This window comes from Janthinobacterium sp., from assembly GCF_009923995.1.
Classification (GTDB): Bacteria; Pseudomonadota; Gammaproteobacteria; order Burkholderiales; family Burkholderiaceae_D; genus Janthinobacterium.
The window spans coordinates 21403-44424 of sequence record NZ_RFSK01000050.1; the positions used below are offsets into that span (position 1 = coordinate 21403).

The 23022-nt window shown below is 63.7% G+C and carries 23 protein-coding genes; 13 read left to right on the top strand and 10 right to left on the bottom strand.

The window, feature by feature from the left end; genetic code table 11:
• Positions 1 to 108 precede the first annotated feature (108 nt).
• The 10 genes from dkgB (at position 109) to EBS11_RS21245 (ending at position 12004) form a co-directional block, all read left to right on the top strand.
• Entirely contained in the window at positions 109 to 933 is an 825-nt protein-coding gene (gene dkgB / locus EBS11_RS21200; protein WP_290606108.1) for a 2,5-didehydrogluconate reductase DkgB, read from the top strand.
• A 10-nt stretch (positions 934 to 943) separates the two neighbouring features.
• Positions 944 to 1873, top strand: coding sequence for a TIGR03571 family LLM class oxidoreductase (locus EBS11_RS21205; protein WP_290606110.1), 930 nt, complete (start codon positions 944 to 946; stop codon positions 1871 to 1873).
• 66 nt (positions 1874 to 1939) lie between these two features.
• On the top strand, positions 1940 to 3178 hold the full coding sequence (locus EBS11_RS21210; protein ID WP_290606111.1) for an FAD-dependent monooxygenase: 1239 nt from the start codon (positions 1940 to 1942) through the stop codon (positions 3176 to 3178).
• A gap of 155 nt (positions 3179 to 3333) precedes the next feature.
• Positions 3334 to 4056: a DsbC family protein gene (locus EBS11_RS21215; protein WP_290606113.1), complete on the top strand. Its 723-nt coding sequence runs from the start codon at positions 3334 to 3336 to the stop codon at positions 4054 to 4056.
• 131 nt (positions 4057 to 4187) lie between these two features.
• Positions 4188 to 4646, top strand: coding sequence for a (2Fe-2S)-binding protein (locus EBS11_RS21220; RefSeq protein WP_071325478.1), 459 nt, complete (start codon positions 4188 to 4190; stop codon positions 4644 to 4646).
• A gap of 10 nt (positions 4647 to 4656) precedes the next feature.
• Positions 4657 to 6915, top strand: a complete 2259-nt coding sequence (locus EBS11_RS21225; RefSeq protein ID WP_290606116.1) for a xanthine dehydrogenase family protein molybdopterin-binding subunit — start codon at positions 4657 to 4659, stop codon at positions 6913 to 6915.
• A gap of 13 nt (positions 6916 to 6928) precedes the next feature.
• On the top strand, positions 6929 to 7507 hold the full coding sequence (locus EBS11_RS21230) for a nucleotidyltransferase family protein (RefSeq protein WP_290606118.1): 579 nt from the start codon (positions 6929 to 6931) through the stop codon (positions 7505 to 7507).
• Positions 7508 to 7555: 48 nt separating this feature from the next.
• Positions 7556 to 9391 (top strand): M61 family metallopeptidase, encoded by a 1836-nt coding sequence (locus EBS11_RS21235; RefSeq protein WP_290606120.1) that lies wholly within the window; start codon positions 7556 to 7558, stop codon positions 9389 to 9391.
• 198 nt (positions 9392 to 9589) lie between these two features.
• Positions 9590 to 10738 carry a GGDEF domain-containing protein gene (locus EBS11_RS21240; RefSeq protein WP_290606122.1) on the top strand — a complete coding sequence of 383 codons (1149 nt, stop codon included), beginning with the start codon at positions 9590 to 9592 and terminating at the stop codon, positions 10736 to 10738.
• Positions 10739 to 10798: 60 nt separating this feature from the next.
• Entirely contained in the window at positions 10799 to 12004 is a 1206-nt protein-coding gene (locus EBS11_RS21245) for a GGDEF domain-containing protein (protein ID WP_290606124.1), read from the top strand.
• On the opposite strand, the gene EBS11_RS21250 is transcribed toward EBS11_RS21245, so the two are convergent.
• From EBS11_RS21250 to rpe, 7 genes are all read right to left on the bottom strand, one after another.
• A complete protein-coding gene (locus EBS11_RS21250) occupies positions 11955 to 12425 on the bottom strand; it encodes a hypothetical protein (protein ID WP_290606126.1) in 471 nt (156 codons plus the stop codon). The genes EBS11_RS21245 and EBS11_RS21250 overlap by 50 nt on opposite strands.
• A 20-nt stretch (positions 12426 to 12445) precedes the next feature.
• Positions 12446 to 13246, bottom strand: coding sequence for an indole-3-glycerol phosphate synthase TrpC (gene trpC / locus EBS11_RS21255; protein WP_290606127.1), 801 nt, complete (start codon positions 13244 to 13246; stop codon positions 12446 to 12448).
• Positions 13247 to 13280: 34 nt separating this feature from the next.
• On the bottom strand, positions 13281 to 14324 hold the full coding sequence (gene trpD, locus EBS11_RS21260) for an anthranilate phosphoribosyltransferase (RefSeq protein WP_290606129.1): 1044 nt from the start codon (positions 14322 to 14324) through the stop codon (positions 13281 to 13283).
• Positions 14325 to 14389: 65 nt separating this feature from the next.
• The gene (locus tag EBS11_RS21265; RefSeq protein ID WP_290606131.1) at positions 14390 to 14953 is read right to left on the bottom strand and encodes an aminodeoxychorismate/anthranilate synthase component II; all 564 of its coding nucleotides are present in this window, start codon (positions 14951 to 14953) and stop codon (positions 14390 to 14392) included.
• 1 nt (position 14954) lies between these two features.
• Positions 14955 to 16451 (bottom strand): anthranilate synthase component I, encoded by a 1497-nt coding sequence (trpE, locus tag EBS11_RS21270; RefSeq protein WP_290606133.1) that lies wholly within the window; start codon positions 16449 to 16451, stop codon positions 14955 to 14957.
• A gap of 241 nt (positions 16452 to 16692) precedes the next feature.
• Positions 16693 to 17409: a phosphoglycolate phosphatase gene (locus EBS11_RS21275; protein WP_290606135.1), complete on the bottom strand. Its 717-nt coding sequence runs from the start codon at positions 17407 to 17409 to the stop codon at positions 16693 to 16695.
• Positions 17409 to 18083, bottom strand: a complete 675-nt coding sequence (gene rpe / locus EBS11_RS21280; RefSeq protein WP_290606137.1) for a ribulose-phosphate 3-epimerase — start codon at positions 18081 to 18083, stop codon at positions 17409 to 17411. The genes EBS11_RS21275 and rpe overlap by 1 nt, the downstream gene beginning before the upstream one ends.
• A 166-nt stretch (positions 18084 to 18249) precedes the next feature.
• On the opposite strand from rpe, the gene apaG reads away from it, so the two are divergent.
• The gene (gene apaG / locus EBS11_RS21285) at positions 18250 to 18624 is read left to right on the top strand and encodes a Co2+/Mg2+ efflux protein ApaG (protein ID WP_131376037.1); all 375 of its coding nucleotides are present in this window, start codon (positions 18250 to 18252) and stop codon (positions 18622 to 18624) included.
• 33 nt (positions 18625 to 18657) lie between these two features.
• On the opposite strand, the gene EBS11_RS21290 is transcribed toward apaG, so the two are convergent.
• On the bottom strand, positions 18658 to 18804 hold the full coding sequence (locus EBS11_RS21290) for a hypothetical protein (RefSeq protein WP_290606141.1): 147 nt from the start codon (positions 18802 to 18804) through the stop codon (positions 18658 to 18660).
• Positions 18805 to 18853: 49 nt separating this feature from the next.
• On the opposite strand from EBS11_RS21290, the gene EBS11_RS21295 reads away from it, so the two are divergent.
• Positions 18854 to 20092 carry a murein transglycosylase A gene (locus EBS11_RS21295; RefSeq protein ID WP_290606143.1) on the top strand — a complete coding sequence of 413 codons (1239 nt, stop codon included), beginning with the start codon at positions 18854 to 18856 and terminating at the stop codon, positions 20090 to 20092.
• 34 nt (positions 20093 to 20126) lie between these two features.
• Here EBS11_RS21295 and EBS11_RS21300 read toward each other — a convergent pair whose 3' ends face one another.
• Positions 20127 to 20564 (bottom strand): universal stress protein, encoded by a 438-nt coding sequence (locus EBS11_RS21300; protein ID WP_290606145.1) that lies wholly within the window; start codon positions 20562 to 20564, stop codon positions 20127 to 20129.
• Between the two features lie 137 nt (positions 20565 to 20701).
• Positions 20702 to 21910, bottom strand: a complete 1209-nt coding sequence (locus EBS11_RS21305; RefSeq protein WP_290606147.1) for an MFS transporter — start codon at positions 21908 to 21910, stop codon at positions 20702 to 20704.
• A 174-nt stretch (positions 21911 to 22084) separates the two neighbouring features.
• Between EBS11_RS21305 and EBS11_RS21310 the strand changes: the two genes are divergently transcribed.
• The gene (locus EBS11_RS21310; protein ID WP_290606149.1) at positions 22085 to 22861 is read left to right on the top strand and encodes an enoyl-CoA hydratase; all 777 of its coding nucleotides are present in this window, start codon (positions 22085 to 22087) and stop codon (positions 22859 to 22861) included.
• The last annotated feature ends 161 nt before the right edge of the window (positions 22862 to 23022 follow it).

Below are 23022 nucleotides of genomic sequence, written 5' to 3' on the forward strand. Positions count from 1 at the left end.
CCAGTTATTTGCCTGTGGGGCAAATATGATTTGAGGTAAACGGTATTTTTCTCAACAAAGGATGGGCGCATAGTGTGGCCATCGAAATTCACTTGAGAGGACTGCCGCATGAACGCCAGCACCAACCCTATCGCCATCCCGCAAATCGGCCTGGGCACCTTCCGCCTGCAGGGCCAGGTCGTCATCGACTCCGTCACCACGGGCCTCGACGTCGGCTACCGCCATATCGACACGGCGCAAATCTACGGCAACGAAGCCGAAGTGGGGCAGGCGATCGCCGCCAGCCCCGTGCCGCGCAGCGAGCTGTTTGTCACCACCAAGATCTGGATCGAGAACCTGCAGCGCGACAAACTCATTCCCAGCCTGAAGGACAGCCTGCGCAAGCTGCAGCTGGAGCAACTGGACCTGACCCTGATCCACTGGCCGTCGCCGCAGGACGCCATTCCCGTCGCCGAATACATGGCGGCACTGGCGGAAGCCAAGGCGCAAGGGCTGACGAAAGCCATCGGCGTGTCGAATTTCACCAATGCGCAGCTGCGGCAAGCCATCGCCACGGTGGGCGCGTCGGAAATCGCCACGCAGCAGGTCGAGATCCACCCCTTCCTGCAGAACCGCAAGGTGGTCGATTTCGTGCGCAGCCAGGGCATCCACATCACCGCCTACATGCCGCTCGCGTATGGCAAGGTGATGGCCGATCCTGTCATCGCGGCCATTGCGGCGAAACACGGCGTGACGCCGGCGCAGGTGGCCCTGAGCTGGTCGCTGCAGCAGGGCTTTGCCGTGATTCCCTCGTCCACCAAACGCGCCAACCTGGAAGCGAACCTGCATTTCAAGCGCATCACCCTGTCGCTGGACGAGATGGCGCAGATGGCCACCCTGGAGCGCGGCGAGCGCCTGGCCAATCCGGACGGCCTGGCGCCGCAGTGGGATTGAGGTGAAGACCATGACTGCGATGCAGAAGCTGGGGCAGCAGGGATTGAGCATCGGCCTGGAGCTGCCGCTCGATAACGACTGGTCGTCCACGGGGCGCCAGGCGAATGCGGCATCGAGCCGCGTGCCGGGCGAGCCTGAGCTGCAACGGCATGCGGATCTGGCACGGCTGGCCGACGGCCTGGGGTTCCGCGCCCTGTGGCTGCGCGACGTGCCCCTGTACGACCCGTCGTTCGGCGACGCGGCCCAGGTCTTCGAGGTATTTACCTATCTGGGCTACCTGGCCGGCATCACGGAGAACATCTTGCTGGGCACGGCCGCCGTGGTGCTGCCGCTGCGCGAGCCGGTGCTCACCCTCAAGGCGGCGGCCAGCGTCGACCGGCTGAGCGGCGGACGCCTGTTATTGGGCGTGGCCAGCGGCGACCGGCCCGTCGAGTACCCCGTGTTCGGCCGCGACTTCGAGCAGCGCGGCGCCGCCTTCCGCGAGCAGGTGGCCATGCTGCGCGACTGGGGCGAGACGCGCCTGCCGTCCGGCATCCGCCTGCTGCCCAAGCCGGCGGCGCCCCTGCCGCTGCTGGTGGCGGGGCTGGCGCAGCAGTCGCCCGCCTGGATCGGCGCGCAGATGGATGGCTGGCTCGCCTATCCGGGCACGCCGGACGACCATGCGCGGCGCTCTGCCCAGTGGCGCGCCGTCGCCGGCGTCGACAAGCCGTATGTCAGCTTCATCCACCTGGACCTGGACGAGGATGCCGCCATGCCGCTGCAGCGCTTCCGCTTTGGCGGACGCACGGGGCGCGACGGCCTGGTCGCGGAGCTGCACGCCATGCGCGACGCCGGCGTGCGGCATATCGGCCTGCAGCTGCGGCAGAATCGTCGCCCGCTGGCCGAGACGATGCAGGAGATCGCGGAATACGTGCTGCCCGTGTTTCATGGCGCCGCTTGACCTGGGGCATGCGTCCTGTACTTCCGGACTATCTGAAAAGGGTGGGGCAAACGCTATAATGGCCCCATGAACAGTCCCAATTCCCCTACCATGCGGCGCTTCATGCACAGCCACAGCGACGTTTGCATCGTCGGCAATGGCGCCATCGCGAAAACCACGGCGCTGGCATTTGCCCAGGCAGGACAAAGCGTCACCCTGTTATGCCCGGCCAGCCCGCCCGCACCCGCGTCAGCCGCCAAGCCGGTCGAGCCCAGCTGGGATGTGCGCGTGTATGCGCTCAATCACACGGCGCACCAGCTGCTGTCGTCGCTGAAGGTGTGGGGCGCCCTGGAGGCCGACCGGGTGGCGCCCGTCGACGCCATGCTGGTCAACGGCGACGGCGCGCAGGCGGGCGGACTCGGTTTCGACGCCTACGGCGCCCATGTGGGCACGCTGGCGTGGATCGTCGAAGACCGCAACCTGGGCCAGGCACTGGACGCCGCCCTGAAGTTCGCGCAGAACGTCAACGTGGTGCAGGGCCGCGCCAGCCGCCTGGAATGGACGAACGACTCGGCCGTCGTGCACCTCGATGGCGGCGACACCATCACCTGCGCGCTGGTGGTCGGCGCCGACGGCGCCCAGTCCTGGGTGCGGGGCCAGTGCGACATCGGCCTCGATTACCGTCCGTATGGCCAGCGTGGCGTGGTCAGCAACTTTGCCTGCGAAAAGCCGCACCATGGCGCGGCACATCAGTGGTTCACGGGCAGCGAGGGCATCGTCGCCCTGCTGCCGCTGCCGGGCGAGCGCGTTTCCCTCGTCTGGTCGGCGCCCGATGCGCTGGCCGACACCCTCATGTCCGAATCGGCCGACGCCCTGGCCGCCCGCCTGGCTGCCTACTGCCACGATACCTTGGGCAAGCTGACGCCGCTGCAGCCGGAGCTGGTGCGCGCATTCCCGCTGACCCTGATGCGTCCGCACGCCATGGTGGCGCCGCGCGTGGCCCTGGTGGGCGACGCCGCCCACGTGGTGCACCCGATGGCCGGCCACGGCATGAACCTGGGCTTTGCCGACGTGGCGCAACTGGTCCGGACGGTGGCCGAACGCGAAACGCACCGCGGCATCGGCGACGAGCGCGTGCTGGCCCGCTATGCGCGCGCGCGCAAGGAAGACGTGCTGCTGATGCAGCTGGCGACCGACGGTCTGGCGCGGTTGTTCGGCGCGGATCTCGAGCCGCTGCGCGTGGTTCGCAATTTGGGATTAAACTTGCTGGATAAATTACCGGGTCTGAAGCGAAAAATGATTTCGCATGCATTGGGAAATCAGTAGATATCAGTGAATCTTAAGATATCGCTGGATAATGGTAGCAGTGAAAATTCAAGGTCGCCGCAGCTGGTCTGCGGCGATCGTTTTGTTAAAGAGATAATGGCGCCGGGCTGATATGGCCGTTCTTGCCGGGCGTTCCAAGTGGAGAAGTGATAGTGATGAAGATGAGCAGAATCGCATTGGTACTGGCCTCGGGCCTGATGATGTCGTGCGCCGGCGCGGAAACGCCGACGGAAGCGGGCATCAAGAAGCTGATCGAGCCGCGCCTGGGCGAAGGCGCCAAGGTCGACTCGGTCAAGGAAACCCCGTATGGCGGCCTGTATGAAGTGCGCACGGGTGGCGACATCCTGTACACGGACAAAAATGCGCAATATCTGTTCGTTGGCCACGTCTTCGACGCCAAGACCTCGCAAGACCTGACCAAGGTGCGTCTGGACGAAGTCAACCGCATCAAGTTCTCCGACCTGCCGCTTGATTCGGCCATGAAGACCGTCAAGGGCAATGGCAAGCGCGTGATCGCCGTGTTCGAAGATCCGAATTGCGGTTATTGCAAGCGTTTCCGCCAGAACGCGCTGAAGGAAATCGATAACGTGACCGTCTACACCTTCATGTACAACATCCTGTCGCCCGATTCGATCGCCAAGTCGCGCAATATCTGGTGCTCGCCGGACCGCAACAAGGCCTGGGATGACTGGATGCTGAACGGTAAAGTGCCTGCCGCCTCGCCGGCCAACTGCGCCAACCCGCATGAGAAAATCCTGGCGCTGGGCCAGCAATTGCGCATCTCGGGCACGCCTTCGATCTTCTTTGCCGACGGCAGCCGCATTCCGGGCGCAGTCGACGCGAAAACGCTGGAACAGAAATTCTCGACCATTAAGTAATCCGGGCTGTCGCCAGGAAGGCTGGACGGCGCGCCCTCGCAAGGCGCGCTTTTTTTTGCTTTTTTTCCGCTGTCGTATCATCAAGTGTTGTTTGTCGACGCCATAACAATCCAAAGAAGGGGAAGCAGCAGATGATTACCTTGAATATCAACGGACGCGACACGCAGGTCGACGCCGATCCTTCCACGCCCATCCTGTGGGCGCTGCGCGATAACCTGAACATGACGGGCACCAAATTCGGCTGCGGCATGGCCCTGTGCGGCGCCTGCACGGTGCATCTCGATGGCCAGGCCATCCGCTCGTGCATCACGCCGATTTCTTCCGTCGGCGCGCAAAAGATCACCACCATCGAAGCGATGGAAAACGACCAGGTGGGCAAGGCCGTGCAGGCGGCGTGGGTGCGGCACGACGTGCCGCAATGCGGCTACTGTCAAAGCGGCCAGGTGATGAGCGCCACGGCACTGCTGCGCACCAACAAGTCGCCCAGCGATGCCGACATCGACGGCGCCATGAGCGGCAATATCTGCCGCTGCGGCACCTACCAACGGATCCGCGCAGCCATCAAGGACGCGGCCAAGACCCTGGCCTGAGGAGAGCGACATGCGTATCGAATGGTTGAATCAGGAAGCATTGCAGCATGGCGGGGTGACCCTGGGCGCGGCGCTGGCAGCGGCGCCGGCGGCCGATGGCGTGTCGCGGCGCGCTTTCATGAAAGCGGGTGCGGCGGCCGGCGGCGGCCTGATGCTGGGCTTTTTCCTGCCGGGCGCCGGCAAGCTGGCGCTGGCGGCCGAAGGCGCTCCCGCCAAGCCCGTGTACGCGCCGAACGCCTTCCTGCACATCGCTCCCGATAACACGGTGACGGTGCAGGTGAACCGGCTGGAGTTTGGCCAGGGTGTGCAAACGAGCTTGCCCATGCTGATCGCCGAGGAACTCGATGCCGACTGGTCGACGGTGTCGGGCGCGCTGGCGCCTGCCGGCGAGCAGTACAAGGACGCGGCCTACGGCATGCAGATGACGGGCGGCTCGGGCAGCATCGCCCATTCGTTCACGCAGTACCGCGAGATTGGCGCCAAGGCGCGCGCCATGCTGGTGGCCGCCGCTGCCGCGCAGTGGAAGGTCAGTCCCGACCAGGTGCGCGCCGCCAAGGGCGTGCTGTACGGCCCCGGCGGGCAAAAGGCGACGTATGGCGAATTTGCCGACGCGGCCATGCGCCAGTCCGTACCGGCCACCGTCAAGCTGAAGGACCCGCGCGACTTCGCCATCATCGGCAAGCCCGTGAAGCGCCTGGACGCCGCCGCCAAGTCCAGCGGCAGGCAGCAGTTCGGCATCGACTTCAAGCCGCCCGGCGCCAGGGTGGCCATGGTGGCGCGTCCGCCCGTTTTTGGTGGCAAGGTGGCGAAATTCGACGCCAGCAAGGCCAAGGCCATCCCGGGCGTGCTCGATGTGCTGGAAGTAAAGACCGACCGTGGCGGCAGCGGCGTGGCCGTCATCGCCACTGGCTACTGGCCGGCCAAGCAGGGACGCGACGCACTGGCGATCGAATGGGACACGAGCGCCGTGGACAAGGTCAGCAGCGACAAGCAACTGGCCGATTTCAAGGCGCTGGCAAAGACGCCGGGCACGGTGGCGCGCGCATTCGACGTCTCTGCACTGGCCAGGGCGCCGAAGAAAATCGACGCCGTGTATGAGTTCCCCTACCTGGCGCACGCGCCGATGGAGCCGCTCAATTGCGTCATCGACCTGCAGGCCGACAAGTGCACGATGTGGGTGGGCTCGCAATTCCAGACGGGCGACCAGGCGGCCATCGCCGCCACTTCCGGCCTCAAGCCGGAACAGGTGACCCTGCACACGATGATGGCGGGCGGCGGCTTTGGCCGGCGCGCCGTGCCCTCGTCGGACTACGTGGTCGAAGCCGTCAACGTCGCCAAGGCGTACCGGGCGGCCGGCAAGAGCGGGCCCTTGAAGCTGATGTGGAGCCGCGAGGACGACATCAAGGGCGGCTACTACCGGCCGTCACACGTGCACCGCGCCCAGCTTGGCCTCGACGCCAAGGGGAAAATTCTTGCCTGGGACCACACCATCGTGGGCCAGTCCATCATGGCCGGCACGCCGTTCGAAGCCTTCATGGTGAAAAATGGCGTCGACGGCACCATGGTCGAAGGCATGGGCGAGCCGTACACCCTGCCGATGAAGCTGTCCGTGCATACGGCCAAGGCCAACGTGCCGGTGCTGTGGTGGCGCTCCGTCGGCTCGACGCACACGGCCTTTGTCATGGAAACCCTCATCGACGAGGCGGCGCACGTGGCGAAGATGGACCCGGTCGCCTACCGCAAGCAGCTGATCGACGCCAAGCATACGCGCCACATCGCCGCACTGGACCTGGCCGTGGCCAAGTCCGGCTACGGCAAGAAGAAGCTGCCGAAAGGGCAGGCCTGGGGCGTGGCCATGCATGAATCGTTCAATTCCGTGGTCGCCTACGTGGTGACGGCGTCGGTGGTGGAAGGCGCGCCCAAGCTGCACCAGGTGTGGGCGGGCGTGCATTGCAACCTGGCCGTCAATCCGTTGACGATCGAGGCGCAGGTGCAGGGCGCCGCGCTGATGGCGCTGGGCATGACCATTCCCGGCGCCGCCATCACGCTCAAGGATGGCGTGGTGGAGCAGCAGAACTTCGGCGACTATCCCGTGCCGCGCATGCCCGACATGCCCGTGATCGAGGTGCACCTGGTGCCCTCGGGCGACGCGCCGACGGGCATGGGCGAGCCGGGCGTGCCGCCGCTGGCGCCCGCGTTTGCCAACGCGCTGTTCGCGCTGACGGGCAAGCGCCTGCGCAAGCTGCCGTTCGACCTGGCGGCCGCATGACGGCAGCGGTGTCTTGAGCACGGTCGGCATCTTGCTGGCAGCCGGAAGGGGGCGCAGGTTCGACCCTTCCGGCGTGCAGAACAAATTATTGCAGCCACTGGCCGAAGGTCCGCATGCGGGCTTGCCGGTGGTGGTGGCGGCAGCGAGGAACATGCTGGCCGCCTTGCCGCGCGTGCTGGCCGTGGTGCGCGCCGACGACACGCAGGTGGCGCGCGCACTCGGTACGCTGGGCTGCGAGGTGCGCGTCTGCCATGATGCCGACACGGGCATGGCCGCTTCGCTCACCTGTGGTATCGCGCACGTGCGCGGCGCGCCGGGCTGGCTGATCGCTCTGGGCGACATGCCTGGTGTGGAACCGGCTACAATCGCCGCCTTGTCGCACGCCATTGCCGATGGCGCGCGCATCGCGGTGCCCGTCTTCCAGGGCCGGCGCGGCAATCCTGTCGCGTTCAGCGCCGTCCACTTGCCGCTGCTGCTGGCGCTGGACGGCGACCAGGGCGCGCGCAGCATCGTGCAAAGCCATGCGGTGCGCGAGGTGGCCGTCGAGGATGGCGGCATCCTGCGCGATATCGATACTCCGGACGATTTGTAAGGCGGGACAGTGGCGCTCCCGGGAAGACATGCCAGACACGAGGAAAACATGAAGAAAGCAGCAATTAAAAAAACCACCGCCAAGGCGCCCGCCGCCGGCATCGTCTACAGCATCGCCGCCGCGGACCTGGCTGGCCACATGTTCAAGGTCAGCCTGACCGTCAAGGCGCCGGCCGCCATCGGCCAGGTATTTGCCTTGCCGGCCTGGATCCCGGGCAGCTACATGATCCGCGAATTTTCGCGCAACATCGTCAGCATCCGTGCCGAGTCCGAAGGCAAGGCCGTGGCGTTGACGAAGCTGGACAAGCACTCGTGGCAGGCCGCCCCCTGCAAGGGCGCCCTGACGGTGGAGTACGAGGTGTATGCCTGGGACTTGTCCGTGCGCGCCGCCCACCTGGACCAGAACCACGGCTTCTTCAACGGCACCAGCGTATTCCTGCGCGTGCTGGGTCAGGAATCCGATGCGCATGAAGTAAACATCGTGCAGCCGAAGGATGCGGCCTGCAAGACCTGGAAAGTCGCCACGACCCTGCCGGAGCTGAAGGCCAAGCGCTATGGCTTCGGCAGCTACCAGGCCGCCAACTACGATGAGCTGATCGACCACCCGGTGGAAATGGGCGACTTCGCGCTGGCCACCTTCAAGGCGCACGGCGTACCGCACGATATCGTCGTCACGGGCAAGGTGCCGAACCTGGACCTGGACCGCCTGTGCCGCGACCTGAAAGCCATCTGCGAAACGCAGATCGCCTTCTTCGAGCCAAAGACCAAAAAAGCGCCGATGGACCGTTATGTGTTCATGACCATGGCCGTCGGCGACGGCTACGGCGGCCTGGAGCACCGCGCTTCGACGGCATTGATCTGCGCCCGCGCCGACCTGCCGACGACGGCATCGAGCAGCACGGAAATCGGCGACGGCTACCTGAAATTCCTGGGCCTGTGCAGCCATGAGTATTTCCATACCTGGAACGTCAAGCGCATCAAGCCGGCCGCTTTCGCGCCGTACAACCTGCAGGCGGAAAGCTATTCGCCGCTGCTGTGGTTGTTCGAAGGCTTCACCAGCTACTACGACGACCTGATGCTGGTGCGTGCGGGCCTGATCGACGAGGAAGCCTACTTCAAGCTGCTGGGGAAAACCGTCAACAGCGTCCTGCGCGGCAGCGGCCGCACCAGGCAGAGCGTGGCCGATTCCAGCTTCGACGCCTGGGGCAAGTACTACCGCCAGGATGAAAACGCGCCGAACGCCATCGTCAGCTACTACACCAAGGGCTCGCTGATCGCGCTGGCGTTCGACCTGACCTTGCGCAGCAAGACGAATGGCGAGCAATCGCTGGACGACGTGATGCAGGCACTGTGGCAGCGCTATGGCCGCGATTTCTACAAGGGCAAGGGCCGCGGCGTGACGCCGGCCGAAGTCGAAGCCCTGTTCGACGAGATTGCCGGCACGCGCATGAAGCCGTTCTTCGAGCGCTATATTCGCGGCACGGACGACGTGCCGCTGGCGCGCCTGCTGGCGCCCTTCGGCGTGAAATACAGCGATGTGCGCAAGGCGCAGAAGGCCAGCCTGGACGTCAACCTGGGCCGCGACGGCAACGACGTGAAGCTGGCGCAGGTGCATCAGGGCGGTGCCGCGCACCTGGCCGGCCTGTCGGCGGGCGACGTGCTGGTGGCCGTCGATGGCTTGCGCGTGTCGGGCAATCCAGCCAATCTGGACACCTTGCTGGGCCGCTATGCGGTCGGCGCCAAGGTGGCGATTCACGCCTTCCGCCGCGACGAGCTGATGACGTTCAGCGCCGAGCTGCAAGGCGACCGCGTACCGGGTGTCAACCTGACCCTGCTGCCGGCCCCCAAGAAAGCCACGGGACCGAAGCGTCCTAGCGCCGTGTAAGCCAGCGCCTCGCTGGCGCACCCCGGCAGGGGGAGCTTGTGCGATGCACAAGATTTCCTTTGCCGGCGGTTGCCAGCCTGTTTTTCACGGTACAATTTCTCGCACGAAATTTCTCGTGCCTGTCAGCATGTGCAGCGCGATGTGCCCGCTCACCGTACCGTGTCCCTCGTGAAACTTGATCCCACCACTGTTATTCTGATGTCAACCTTGATGGCGGTTGCCATGTGCGTGGTGCTGTTCGCCGCGCTGCGCAGTTTTCCATCGACGGTGCAGGGCTTGCGTGAATGGGTGATCGGACTGCTGGGCCTGGTTGGCGCCAGCGTCCTGTTCGGCTTGCGTGGCATAGTTCCCGCGGGAATTCTCTTGCCATTGGCCAATTCCGTTTTCCTGTGCGGTGCGGGGATGTTGTTGATCGGCACGCAGCGCTACTACGGCGTGCGTCCCAGCTGGCGCCTGTTCCATGCGGTCTGGCTGCTGGGGCTGCTGGTCATGCTGTGCTGGCTGTATCTGCGGCCCGACTTTGCCATGCGCGTGGCAATGTTTTCCTTCCTCATGCTGGTGTTGAACGCCACGCAATTCCTGGTGATCGTACGGCATGGCGAGCGGCATCTGTCGACGCTGTTTTTCGGTACGCTGACCCTGGTGCAAGCGCTGTCGGTATTGCACCGCGGCGTATCGGCCCTGCAGGACGGCGGCGCCGGTTCCGATATCCTGCACGGCGGCCCGTATCACAGCCTGTACCTGGCCGTCACGGCCTTCATGACCCTGCTGCTGCCCGTCGGTTTCATGACGGTGGCCACGCGCCGCTTGCAGACGATACTCGAGCAGCGCTCCAACCGCGACCCGCTGACGGCCGTGCTGAACCGGCGCGGCTTTGCCGAATTTCACGCCAGGGAATGCGCGCGCCTGCCCCTGGCCCTGATGAGTATCGATCTGGATTTTTTCAAGGCCATCAATGACCGGCACGGCCATGCCATGGGCGACCGCGTGCTGGTCGATGTGGCCGGCGTGATCGGTGGCGCCTTGCGCGACAGCGATGCGGTGGCGCGTTTCGGCGGCGAGGAATTTGTCGTCCTGCTGCCCGCTACGCAGCAGGCGCGCGCGGAACTGGTGGCGCAGCGCATCCAGGAGGCGCTGCGCCGGCCCCGGCCGGATCAGGGGCTGCCAGCGTATACGATCAGCGTCGGCATCGCCTGCCAGGCGACGGACGAAGAGACGCTCGATAGCCTGCTGTTGCGCTCAGACCGGGCGCTGTACCGGGCGAAGCAACAGGGGCGCAACCGCATCGAAGTGGCGCAGGTGGAAATTTTCCAGTTCAGACGCGACCCTCATATTTGCCAGAACTGAACTAAATTTTCCATAACTGAACTAAAATTGCCGTAATGACTTTTTAGGCCTCACCTGACTGTGGAAACTCTCGATCCCCGCACCATCATGTTGATGACGACCCTGATGTGCGGGGCCATGAGCATCGTCATGTTTTCCGTGTACCGCAGTTTCCGGCGCGAGGTGCATGGCCTGGGACATTGGGCGGCAGGCTTGCTGCTGCTGGTGTGTGCCTCGTTCCTGTTTGGCGCGCGTGGCACCTGGCCTGACGCCGTGGCGCTGCTGGGCGCAAATGTGACCCTGATGCTGGGCATCGGCCTGTCGATGCTGGGCACGGAAAAATTCTACGAGCGCTCGCCCAGCCTGCGCTTCTATGCGCTGGCCTGCGGGCTTGGCACTGTCGGCATCGCCTGGTGGCTGCTGGTGACGCCCGATTTTTCACGGCGCGTCACGGTCTTTTCCGTCGTGGTTTTCTTTTTCTATGCGCGCCAGGCGCAACTCGTGTTCCGCCATGGCGAACGCCATTTCTCAAGCCTCTTCTTTGGCAGCTTGATGCTGGTGCAGGCGGCGGTCGTGCTGGTGCGCGGAGGTGCGGCGCTGCTGCACGGGGGCGCCAGCGTGGATTTGACGGTGACGGGCACGTTGGCCAGCGTCTACCTGGCGGCGGCCAATTTCATGGCGCTGCTGCTGACGGTGGGCTTCATGACGGTGGCGACACGGCGCCTGCAGACCATACTCGAACGCCGCTCGACGCACGATCCGCTGACGCAGGTATTGAACCGGCGCGGTTTCGGCGATGTGTACGAGCGCGAGAAAGCCAATCTGCCGCGCCACCGCCAGCCATTGACCCTGCTCAGCATCGACCTCGATTTCTTCAAGTCGATCAATGACCGCTACGGCCACGCCACGGGCGACAAGGTGCTGGCGCACGTGGCCACCATCATCGGCGGCGCGCTGCGGGAATCGGATTGCGTGGCCCGCTTTGGCGGCGAAGAGTTTGTCGTGCTGATGCCCGACATGGCGCCGCACAGCGCATTGGGCGTCGCCGAACGCATTCGCGCCCTGCTGCGAGAACCGAATGCGTACGGGCTACCGGCTTGCACGGTAAGTATCGGCGTGGCCTGCCAGGCATCGATGCAGGAAGAGCTGGATCAACTGCTGTCGCGCGCCGATGCGGCCCTGTACCAGGCCAAGGAAAATGGCCGCGACCGCATCGAAATCGACGCTACCGGGGCCGCTACTGTGGTCCGGACAGTGTCCGCAGCTGGAAGCGATATTGATCGTTGAATAAAAACGTCTCGGAGAAATCGAGGGTTTTGTCGCGGCTGCGCATCAGTTGCGCCGCAGGCGGGAAGGCGCCGGGCACGCGCCGCACGGCAGCGAGCGCCACGCTGGATGCGTCGCTGTCGCGTGAACGGTGCACGCGCACGCTTTTCAGGGTGCCATCGCGGCCGACGCTCAGGTCGAGCACGACGATGGCCGGCAGCATGGATGGCAGGCGCCCGCTGAAGGTGAACTGGGTATTGGCATCCATGATCTGCTGCGCCACCTGCAGCTTGTAGGCATCGATGGTGGCAGCCGGTGCGATGGCCTTGGGCGCCGGTGGCACGGCAGGGGCACCGGCGGATGCCCGCGCGTGCGGTTCCGGCGCCTGCTGGCAGGCTGCCAGCAGGGTGGTGGCGGCAAGGACGGTCAATAGCTGTTTCATGACCGTCAGGCTACCACTGTTCAGGCGAACAGGCGTTCCAGCTCCACGCCGGGGTCTGGCGCGCGCATGAACGCTTCGCCCACCAGGAAGGCGTGTACGTCGGCTGCGCGCATGCGTTGCACGTCGGCCGTGCTGTGGATGCCCGATTCAGTGATGATCAAACGGTCTTGCGGAATGCGCGGCAGGAGGTCGATGGTGTTCTCCAGCGACGTCTCGAAGGTGCGCAGATTGCGGTTGTTGATGCCGATCAGTGCGCTCTTGAGCTTCAGGGCCGCCGTCAGCTCTTCCCCATCATGGCTTTCGATCAGCACGCCCATGCCCAGTTCGTGGGCACACGCTTCCATCTCCGCCATCAGGCCATGGTCGAGCGCCGCGACGATCAGGAGGATGCAGTCGGCGCCCATGGCGCGCGCTTCATAGACCTGGTACATGTCGACCATGAAGTCCTTGCGCAGCACGGGAATGGCGCAGGCGGCGCGCGCCTGCTGCAGGTAAGCCACGGAACCCTGGAAGAACTGTTCGTCGGTCAGCACGGAAAGGCAGGCCGCGCCGTGCGCCGCATAGCTGGCGGCGATGTCGGCCGGGCGGAAATCGGCGCGGATCACGCCTTTCGACGGTGAGGCTTTTTTTACCTCGGCGATGATGCCGGGTTTGCCGGCGGCGATGTGCTGGCGCAGGCTCGCCTCGAAGCCGCGCAGATTGGCACGCAGGGCGCCGTCGCTTTCCACGTCGCCGCGCAGGCTGGCCAGGCTGCGATGGGCTTTCGCCTTCGCCACTTCGTCGGCTTTTACGGCCAGGATTTTATCGAGTATGTCGGACATGATGGTGGCTATTCTATAAGGGAGGGCGGAGGGCTTAGGCTTGCACCGGGGTGCCCAGTTGCTGCGTCACCTGCACGAATTGATCGAGTTTCGCCAGCGCGGCGCCCGAACTGACGGCGGTGCGCGCACGCGCCAGGCCATCCTCGATCGAGCTGGCCACGCCGGCCGCGTACAGCGCCGTGCCCGCGTTCAGGGCGACGATGTCGGAAGCGGCGCCGGGTTCGCCGCGCAGCGCTTCCATCATCTTGGCTTTCGATTCCACGGAATCGGCCACTTTCAGGTTGCGGCTGGCGATCATCTGCAAGCCGAAATCTTCCGGGTGGATTTCATACTCGCGGATCTCGCCGTTGACCAGTTCACCGACCATGGTCGCGGCACCGAGCGAGACTTCATCCATATTGTCGCGGCCATACACGACGATGGCGTGCTGCGCGCCCAGGCGCTGCAGCACGCGCACCTGGATGCCGACCAGGTCGGCGTGGAACACGCCCATCAAAATGTTCGGTGCGCCGGCAGGATTTGTCAGCGGCCCCAGGATATTGAAGATCGTGCGCACGCCCAGTTCGCGGCGCACGGGCGCCGCATGCTTCATGGCCGCGTGGTGGTTGGGCGCATACATGAAGCCGATGCCCGTCTGCGCGATCGACTGGGCGATCTGCTCGGGCTGCAGGTTGATGTTGACGCCCAGCGAGTCCAGCACGTCGGCGCTGCCGGACGAGGACGACACGCTGCGCCCGCCATGCTTTGCCACGCGCGCGCCGGCTGCCGCCGCCACGAACATGGAGGCGGTGGAAATATTGAACGTGTGCGCGCCGTCGCCGCCCGTGCCGACGATGTCGAGCAGGTTGGTGGTGTCGGCCATGGGCACCTTGGTGGAAAACTCGCGCATCACCTGCGCGGCGGCGGCGATTTCGCCGATGGTTTCCTTTTTGACGCGCAAGCCCATGGTCAGGGCCGCGATCATGGTGGGCGACATTTCGCCGGACATGATCTGGCGGAACAGGTACAGCATTTCGTCGTGAAAGATTTCGCGGTGTTCGATACAGCGCAGCAGGGCTTCTTGTGGGGTGATCGGCATGATGCTTCCTTCTTCAATGATGGCGCAGGAGGACACTGACGGCACGCCGTGGCGTGCGCGGGGAATCAGCGCTCGAGAAAATTCTTCAGCAGGGCGTGGCCGTGCTCCGAGAGGATCGATTCGGGGTGGAATTGCACGCCCTCGATATCGTATTCCCGGTGGCGCACGCCCATGATTTCGCCGTCGTCCGTCCACGCCGTCACTTCCAGGCAGGAAGGCAGCGAGGCGCGTTCGATCGCCAAAGAGTGGTAGCGGATCACTGTGAAGGGGCTGGGGAGGTCCTTGAAGACACCCACGCCCGTATGCGCGATGAGGGAAGTCTTGCCATGCATGACCTGCTTGGCGCGGATGACTTTGCCGCCAAACGCTTCGCCGATGGCCTGGTGACCCAGGCATACGCCCAGGATCGGCTTCTTGCCGGCGAAGTGCTTCAGCACTGCCACCGAGATGCCCGCCTGCGCTGGCGCTTTCGGGCCGGGCGAGATGCAGATGCGGTCCGGGTTCAGCGCCTCGATCTGTTCGATCGTGATTTCATCATTGCGGTAGACGCGCACGTCTTCGCCCAACTCGCCGAAATACTGCACGATGTTGTAGGTGAAGGAGTCATAGTTGTCGATCATCAGCAGCATCTTAAAACTCCCCATCCAGGCCATCTTGCACTTGTTCGGCGGCGCGCAGTACGGCGCGCGCCTTGTTTTCGGTTTCCTGCCATTCCATTTCGGGGATCGAGTCGGCGACGATGCCGGCCGCGGCCTGCACGTACAGCATGCCGTCCTTGACCACGCCCGTGCGGATGGCGATCGCCACATCCATTTCACCGCCAAACGACAGGTAGCCGCAGGCGCCGCCATAGATGCCGCGCTTGGTGATTTCCAGTTCGTCGATCACTTCCATGGCGCGCACCTTTGGCGCTCCCGTCAGCGTGCCGGCGGGGAAGGTGGCGCGCAGCACGTCCAGGTTCGACAAGCCGTCTTTCAGCTTGCCTTCCACGTTCGAGACGATGTGCTGCACGTGCGAGTACTTTTCGATGACCATGCGGTCGGTGACGTGCACGCTGCCCGTCTCGGCGATGCGCCCGATGTCGTTGCGGGCCAGGTCGATCAGCATCACGTGCTCGGCGATCTCTTTCGGGTCGGCCAGCAGTTCGGCTGACAATTCTGCGTCGCGCTCGGGCGTGGCGCCGCGCGGGCGGGTGCCGGCGATGGGGCGCAGGGTCACTTTCTTGCCGCCGTCCGCCGTCGTTTCGTTGCGCACCAAAATCTCGGGCGAAGCGCCGATGATCTGCATGTCGCCGAAATTATAGAAGTACATATACGGCGACGGATTCAGCGAACGCAGGGCGCGGTACAGGGTCAGCGGCGAATCGACATACGGCTTGCGGATGCGCTGGCCGATCTGCACCTGCATCAGGTCGCCCGCCATCACGTATTCGTGAGCCTTGGCGACGGCCTTCAGGTAGTCTTCCTTGGAGAAGTCGCGAATGGTTTCCGTGCGCACGGAGGCGCTGGTGACGGGGGCGTCGACGCCGCGGCGCAGCATCATGCGCAGGTCCTTCAGGCGCTGGCGCGCCTTGCTGAAGGACTCGGGCTGCGTCGTGTCGGCGTAGACGATCAGGTACAGCTTGCCGGACAGGTTGTCGATGACGGCCAGTTCTTCCGTCACCATCAGCTGGATGTCGGGCAGCTTCAAGTCGTCTTTCGGCGCGCCGCCGGCGAGTTTTTTCTCGATGTGGCGCACCGTGTCGTAGCCGAAGTAGCCGGCCAGGCCGCCGCAGAAGCGCGGCATGCCGGGGCGCAGGGCCACCTTGAAGCGCGACTGGTATTGTTCGATGAAGTCGAGCGGGTTGCCTTCGTGCTCTTCGATCACGGCGCCGTTCTTGATGATTTCCGTGCGGTTGCCATGGCTGCGCAGCACGGTGGTGGCGGGCAAGCCGATGAAGGAATAGCGGCCGAAGCGCTCGCCGCCTACGACGGATTCGAGCAAAAAGGTGTTCTTGCCGCCTTGCTGCGTCTGTGCCAGTTTCAGGTAGAGCGTGAGCGGGGTTTCCAGGTCGGCGAAAGCTTCCGCGATCAGGGGGATGCGGTTGTAGCCTTGCTGGGCCAGCGATTTGAATTCGAGTTCGGTCATGTTTCTCTCCATGCCGTCAGGGGACAAGTGTGCACGATGCACAAGCCCTGCGGTGGGTTATCAAAAAACCTGCCGGTACGCTAAGTGCGCAAAATGTGCGCGCGCAGCCGACAGCAATCTTACACGGCTCGGCCCTCAGGCCTGCCAGGATTGCCAGCGTCGCCAAAGCCAGGCCTCAATCGAGCCGGTTTGGGTGACATTGTGTTTTTTGATGAGAAACGTGTTCACGATGTGGTGTGGGTCAGTATGCTGGTCTGTTTTGCATGCTAATAAAATGGGCCGCTTCAAGCAGCGTATTTACTATACCATCGGAATCGGTGTCGTGTATAGAGTGTCCGTGGTTGTAGCCATACGGTACCGTCAACACGGGGCAAGCCGCAGCCCGTGCCGCTTGCGCGTCATTCGAGGAGTCGCCGATGGCCACCACCCTGGCCGGTGCCAGGTCGAAGTCCGCGCACACCTGCAGCAGCGGCAGCGGGTCCGGTTTCTTCTTCGGCAGCGAATCGCCGCCGTAGACGATCTCGAAATAGCCGTCGAGTTTTTTCTGTTTCAGCAGGGGCAGGGCGAAGGCGATCGGCTTGTTGGTGACGCAGGCCAGGCGCAAGCCGGCCGCCTGCATCGCCGCCAGTCCCGCTTCCACGTCCGGGTACAGGGTGCTGAACTGGCCATTGATGGCCAGGTAGTGGCGCTGGTAGGCATCCATGGCCGCGTCGAAGCGCAGTTCCACGCCCGCCGCATCGAAGTCGAGCGCCAGCACCGTGCGGATCAGGTTTTCCGAGCCTTTGCCCACCATCAACTTGATGGCTTCGGCGCTGATGGGCGCAAGACCCAATTCGGCGCGCATGCCGTTGATGGCGACATGGAAATCGGGCACGGTGTCGAGCATCGTGCCATCGAGGTCGATGATGGCGGCGCGCACGCCGGCCAGTACGTGGGCTTTCACCGTGCCCGCCTGCATCAGGCGCCCGCTACCTTGGCCAGTTCGGCGCGCATGGCGTCGATGACGGCCTTGTAGTCAGGCTTGCCGAAGATGGCCGAGCCGGCGACAAAGGTGTCGGCGCCAGCAGCGGCGGCAGCGGCGATGTTGTCGATCTTGATGCCGCCATCGACTTCTAGCATGATGTCACGGCCCGATTCATCGATCATGCGGCGCGCTTCGGCGATTTTCTTCAGCGCGTGGGGGATGAAGGACTGGCCGCCGAAGCCCGGATTGACGGACATGATCAGGATCATGTCGATCTTGTCCATCACGTGTTCCAGGTAGTGCAGCGGCGTGCCCGGGTTGAAGACCAGGCCCGATTTGCAGCCATTGTCGCGAATCAGCTGCAGCGAACGGTCAAGGTGATCCGATGCTTCCGGGTGGAAGGTGATGATGTTCGCGCCAGCCTTGGCGAAATCCGGGATAATGCGATCGACAGGCTTGACCATCAGATGCACGTCGATGGGCACTTGCACATGCGGGCGGATCGCTTCGCACACCAGCGGGCCGATGGTCAGGTTCGGCACATAGTGATTGTCCATCACGTCGAAGTGGATGATGTCGGCGCCGGCGGTAACGACGTTGCGCACTTCCTCGCCCAGGCGGGCAAAGTCGGCGGACAGGATGCTGGGAGCGATACGGAATGTTGTCATGGTGAAGTAGCCAAAGGATAGAAAATGCGAAGATGCGCTATTTTACGCTTGACGCCGCTACCATGCCTGATTGCAGCACGGTGCAGCACAGAATACACGGCGCGCGGCGGCCAATGCGGCGCGCGACACACAATATATGACTGGCAATGTCTGAATAGGAACGACGATGGCGACTTATGAATTTACGGTAACGGTCAAGACGCAGTATCTGCCCGAGCAATCGGCACCGGACCAGGGGCGGCATGTGTTCAGCTACACGATCCGCGTCGTCAATACGGGAACGGTGGGCGCACAGCTGATTTCGCGCCACTGGGTCATCACGGATGCGAACAACAAGGTGGAAGAGGTGCGCGGCCTGGGCGCCGTCGGCCACCAGCCGCTGCTGCAGCCGGGCGAGCAGTTCGAATACACGAGCGGCACCATGCTGGGCACGCCGCAAGGCTCGATGCGCGGCGAATACTTCTGTGTGGCCGAGGATGGCCACCAGTTCGAAGCGCCGATTCCCGAATTCGTGCTGTCGGTGCCGCGCACCCTGCATTAATTAATCAGACCAGATGGAGCGGACTTGCGCCGCTTATTTCAGTTTTTCGGTGGTGTCCCGCTCTTCGCTGAGCTGTTTGCGGGCGGGCGGCGTGGGCTTCTTGCCTGAATACATGGTCCACCAGACTATAAATGCCAGCAAGAAGAACGCCACCAGCGCCTCTATCATCAAGATCCACATACGCACCCCTATGTTATTTACACGCAGCTTATTATTGAACCATCGTTTATTGACACGCGGTAGTCTACTCGTTTCCATCGGCGGCGTCGCGCTCGCGCTGTCCGCCTGTACCACGCCCCCAGCCGCGCCCGGCGCTTCCGGTGGCAAGGAGCCGGCGATTGCGCCGTCCGTCGTCAAGCCGGTGCCGGCCAAGCCGGCCGACGTCAAGGATGCCAAGGATGCCACTGACGCGGCCGCGCCCACTTTCGTTCCGGCCAAGTTTTCCGCCTTGCCTGGCTGGGGACGCGACGACTTGCGCGCTGCCTGGCCTGCCTTCACGGCGTCGTGCGGCGTGCTGGTCAAGCGGCCCGACTGGAAGGAGCCGTGCACGATCGCGCGCCAGGTAAATGCCGACAGCGACAAGGCCATCCGCCTGTTTTTTGAAACCTTCTTTGTGCCGAATCAAGTCATCGCTGCCGATGGCGCCAGTACGGGCCTCGTTACGGGCTATTATGAACCGTTGCTGCATGGCGCGCGCAAGCGTGGCGGACCATACCAGACGCCGCTGTACAAGGTGCCGGATGACCTCGTTACGGTCGACCTGGCCGGCGTGTATCCGGAATTGAAAAACATGCGCTTGCGGGGCAAGTTGGTGGGCAAGAAAGTGGTGCCGTATGCCACGCGTGCCGACATCGAGCGTGCCACGGCCGTCTCCGGCAAGGAATTGCTGTGGGTCGACGACGAGGTGGAAGCGTTCTTCCTGCAAGTGCAAGGTTCCGGCCGGGTGCAGCTGACGGATACGCAGGAAACCGTGCGCGTGGCGTATGCGGACCAGAACGGCCATCCCTACAAATCCATCGGCCGTTATCTGGTCGATAAGGGTGAACTGACCATGAGCCAGGCGTCCGCGCAAGGCATCAAGGCGTGGATCGCCGGCCATCCCACGCGCAAGGATGAGCTGTTCAATGCCAACCCCAGCTATGTGTTTTTCAAGGAAGAGCGCTTGCCCGATCCGAAAGTGGGGCCGAAGGGCGCGCTGGGCGTGCCATTGACGCCGCAGCGCTCGGTGGCCATCGATTCGCGTTATGTGCCGCTCGGCGTGCCTGTGTTCCTTGCTACCACGCAAGCCAACAGCGACATCCCCATGCAGCGCCTGGTGATGGCGCAGGATACGGGCGGCGCCATTCGCGGGCCCATCCGTGTCGACTATTTTTTTGGCTTTGGTGCGGAAGCGGCGGAGAACGCGGGCCGCATGAAGCAGAGCGGCGCCGTGTGGGTGTTGTTGCCGAAACAGGCGCCGGCGCGCTAAGGCATCATGGCGGCGCCGGGAGGTGTGGTACTGCTTAGCGCAGGACCATGACTGGCAAGTGCGTGTGCGCCAGCACTTTTTGCGTTTCGCTGCCGACGAAGAGCTTGTTCAAGCCCTTGCGCCCATGCGAGGCCATCAGGATGATGTCGCACTGATAGTTTTGCGCCGCATTCACGATCTCTTCATGCGGGCTGGGCGAGACGGCGACCACGCCTTCGAAGGGTACGCCGGCAGCGCGCGCCGCTTCGCCGATCTTGTCGATTGCGCGTTGTGACGCTTCCTGCATCTGCTGCTCATACAGGCCGGCGTCGAGCACGATGCCGCCGTCCGCCATCGGCGAGAACGGGAACGGCTGCACCACGCTGATGGCGACCAGTTTGGCCTTGTTCAGCTGGGCGAAGGCGAGGGCCGTTTCGGCGGCCTTGTCGGACAACGGCGAGCCGTCGGTGGGAAATAAGATGGTGTTAAACATGGCGTGCTCCTCAAGTGATGTAAGACAGCTTATGGATTTACATCAATTAAAACCTTGATGTAAATCAAACCTCACAGGCTTTGGCATGAATAGTGTCGCCAAGGCAATCTTTCACCAGTGTATGCCCGTTCCTCGCTTCAGGTGCGCACGCTACGCAGCGGCGTGCCCCACACCATGGCGACCGTCAACGCAATGCTGCCTGCCGCGATGCAGGCCAGGCCATTGCGCACGCCAAAATGTTCCGCGACCCAGCCGGCGGCCAGCGCGCCCAGCGGCGCCGTCGCCACCGTCAGGAAGCGCATGGTCGACGTCATGCGCCCCAGCATGGGATCGGGCGTGACCTTCTGGCGCAAGCCCAGGTAGGGGATAAAGAACAGCATCACGCCGCAATCGAAAAAGAACATCAATATGGCATACGCCACAGCGCTGGCGGCCGCGCTGCCGAACAAGGCGGCGGGAATCGTTGGCGTCAGGGAAAAGCAGAGCGAGGTCGAAGCCAGGCCGATCAGGATGGTGCGGCCGGCGCCATAGCGCTTCGTCAGCGGCTTGACGATGAAGGCACTGAGCAGCACGCCGGCTCCACCCAGCATCTGTGTCATGCCCAGCACGCCAGGGCTCATGCCCAGGTCGCGCGTGGCGAACAGCACCGTCAAGGCCATGCTGGCGTAAAACAGGAAGTGCCAGATGCCGGCGCCCCAGGCCAGCGCGCGCAGCAGCGGTTCGCGCCAGACGAACAGCAAACCGTCGGCAATGTCGCGCAGGGCGTGCTTGTCGGAGGGGGCGGGGCGCGGATCGCGTACGCTCATGGCGCGCAGATTAAACACGGAAATCAGGTAGCCGCACGCCGTGCACAGGATGGCGACGGGCGCCGACAGCATTTGCACGAGTACACCGGCCAGGCCGGGACCGATCAGGCGCGACGCCGATTCCGTGGCGGCAAATTTCGATTGTGCATCGATCAAGCCATCGCGGCCCACGAGGAAGGTCAGAAACACCTGTTCGGCGCCGCCGCCCACGACGAAGCCCGTGCCGATAATGAATCCCACTATATATAACCACGGCATGGACAGCACGCCGCACCAGTAAGCCACGGCCACGCTGGCCAGGGCCAGGCCGGACATGCTTTCGCTGAACAGCATGATCGGGTGCTTGCTGCGCCGGTCCAGCAGCACGCCGACGGGCAAGCCGAAGAGGGCGAACGGCAGCGCCTGCAAGGCGACGAGCAGACCCATCTGCTCCGGCGTCGCATGCAGCAAGAGCACGGCGCATAGGGGCAGGGCCAGCGAGGTGATCTGGGCGCCGAAGCAATTGAGGCCATTGCTGAACCACAGGCGGCGAAAATTCACGCTGGCGACGCTGCCGTCGCCGCGCAGGCGGCCGGCCAGTGACTGAAGTAGAGAGGAGGAAATTTGCTGCTCGATTTGAAAAGGATCAGGCTCAGAATAATAACAGTGCGCCTGTCGCGCCGCTGCCGTTAGCCGCTACAATCGTCGCTACCGTGTTCATTCAGAGGAGACTATATGCAATACGAAGACTTGATCATCGATATCCAGGACAAAGTGGCGGTCATCCGCCTGAACCGCCCGAAGGCGCTCAATGCCTTGAACGACAACATGATGAATGAGCTGGGCGCTGCGCTGCTCAAGTTCGATGCCGACGAGAACATCGGCTGCATCGTGCTCACGGGCAGCGAAAAAGCCTTTGCCGCCGGCGCCGACATCGCCGCCATGGCCGACTATACTTATCCCGACACCTTTACCCAGGGCTACATCAGCCGTAACTGGGAGCATATTTTGCGCGTGCGCAAACCTGTGGTGGGCGCGGTGGCCGGCTATGCGCTGGGCGGCGGCTGCGAGCTAGCCATGATGTGCGATTTCCTGATCGCCGCCGACAGCGCCAAATTTGGCCAGCCGGAAATCAAGGTGGGCGTCACGCCAGGCGCGGGCGGCACGCAGCGCTTGCCGCGCGCCATCGGCAAGGCCAAGGCCATGGACTTGTTGTTGACGGCGCGCACCATCGATGCGGCCGAGGCGGAACGCATCGGCCTGGTGTCGCGCGTGGTGCCCGCTGATAAATTGCTGGAAGAAGCCCTGGCCGCCGCCAGGACCATCGCCGCCATGCCGACCTCGGTCGCCATGATGATCAAGGATTGCGTCAACCGCGCCTTTGAAACCACCCTGACCGATGGCGTCGCCTACGAGCGCCGTTTGTTCCAGGCCGCCTTCGGCACGCCTGCGCAAAAAGAAGGCATGCACGCTTTCCTGGAAAAGCGCTTGCCAAACTTCGACGGTCTTTGATATGATTCGCCTCCCCGATGAGACGCACTGGTTTGCGGCACAAAAGGGACGGCCTTCCGGGGCTGGGTAGTAAAAAAGAAGGTTGACGGATTTAGCGAAATGCTTCATACTCTTCCTTCTTCGCAGCTGACAAACACAACGCTTTGTCGATAGCGCGAAAG

Coding starts and splice junctions, on each gene's coding strand:
- dkgB (WP_290606108.1), top strand. CDS start 109: ATGAACGCCAGCACCAACCCTATCGCCATCCCGCAAATCGGCCTGGGC.
- EBS11_RS21205 (WP_290606110.1), top strand. CDS start 944: ATGACTGCGATGCAGAAGCTGGGGCAGCAGGGATTGAGCATCGGCCTG.
- EBS11_RS21210 (WP_290606111.1), top strand. CDS start 1,940: ATGAACAGTCCCAATTCCCCTACCATGCGGCGCTTCATGCACAGCCAC.
- EBS11_RS21215 (WP_290606113.1), top strand. CDS start 3,334: ATGAAGATGAGCAGAATCGCATTGGTACTGGCCTCGGGCCTGATGATG.
- EBS11_RS21220 (WP_071325478.1), top strand. CDS start 4,188: ATGATTACCTTGAATATCAACGGACGCGACACGCAGGTCGACGCCGAT.
- EBS11_RS21225 (WP_290606116.1), top strand. CDS start 4,657: ATGCGTATCGAATGGTTGAATCAGGAAGCATTGCAGCATGGCGGGGTG.
- EBS11_RS21235 (WP_290606120.1), top strand. CDS start 7,556: ATGAAGAAAGCAGCAATTAAAAAAACCACCGCCAAGGCGCCCGCCGCC.
- EBS11_RS21240 (WP_290606122.1), top strand. CDS start 9,590: ATGTCAACCTTGATGGCGGTTGCCATGTGCGTGGTGCTGTTCGCCGCG.
- EBS11_RS21250 (WP_290606126.1), bottom strand. CDS start 12,425: ATGAAACAGCTATTGACCGTCCTTGCCGCCACCACCCTGCTGGCAGCC.
- trpC (WP_290606127.1), bottom strand. CDS start 13,246: ATGTCCGACATACTCGATAAAATCCTGGCCGTAAAAGCCGACGAAGTG.
- trpD (WP_290606129.1), bottom strand. CDS start 14,324: ATGCCGATCACCCCACAAGAAGCCCTGCTGCGCTGTATCGAACACCGC.
- EBS11_RS21265 (WP_290606131.1), bottom strand. CDS start 14,953: ATGCTGCTGATGATCGACAACTATGACTCCTTCACCTACAACATCGTG.
- trpE (WP_290606133.1), bottom strand. CDS start 16,451: ATGACCGAACTCGAATTCAAATCGCTGGCCCAGCAAGGCTACAACCGC.
- EBS11_RS21275 (WP_290606135.1), bottom strand. CDS start 17,409: ATGCAGGCGGGCACGGTGAAAGCCCACGTACTGGCCGGCGTGCGCGCC.
- rpe (WP_290606137.1), bottom strand. CDS start 18,083: ATGACAACATTCCGTATCGCTCCCAGCATCCTGTCCGCCGACTTTGCC.
- apaG (WP_131376037.1), top strand. CDS start 18,250: ATGGCGACTTATGAATTTACGGTAACGGTCAAGACGCAGTATCTGCCC.
- EBS11_RS21290 (WP_290606141.1), bottom strand. CDS start 18,804: ATGTGGATCTTGATGATAGAGGCGCTGGTGGCGTTCTTCTTGCTGGCA.
- EBS11_RS21300 (WP_290606145.1), bottom strand. CDS start 20,564: ATGTTTAACACCATCTTATTTCCCACCGACGGCTCGCCGTTGTCCGAC.
- EBS11_RS21310 (WP_290606149.1), top strand. CDS start 22,085: ATGCAATACGAAGACTTGATCATCGATATCCAGGACAAAGTGGCGGTC.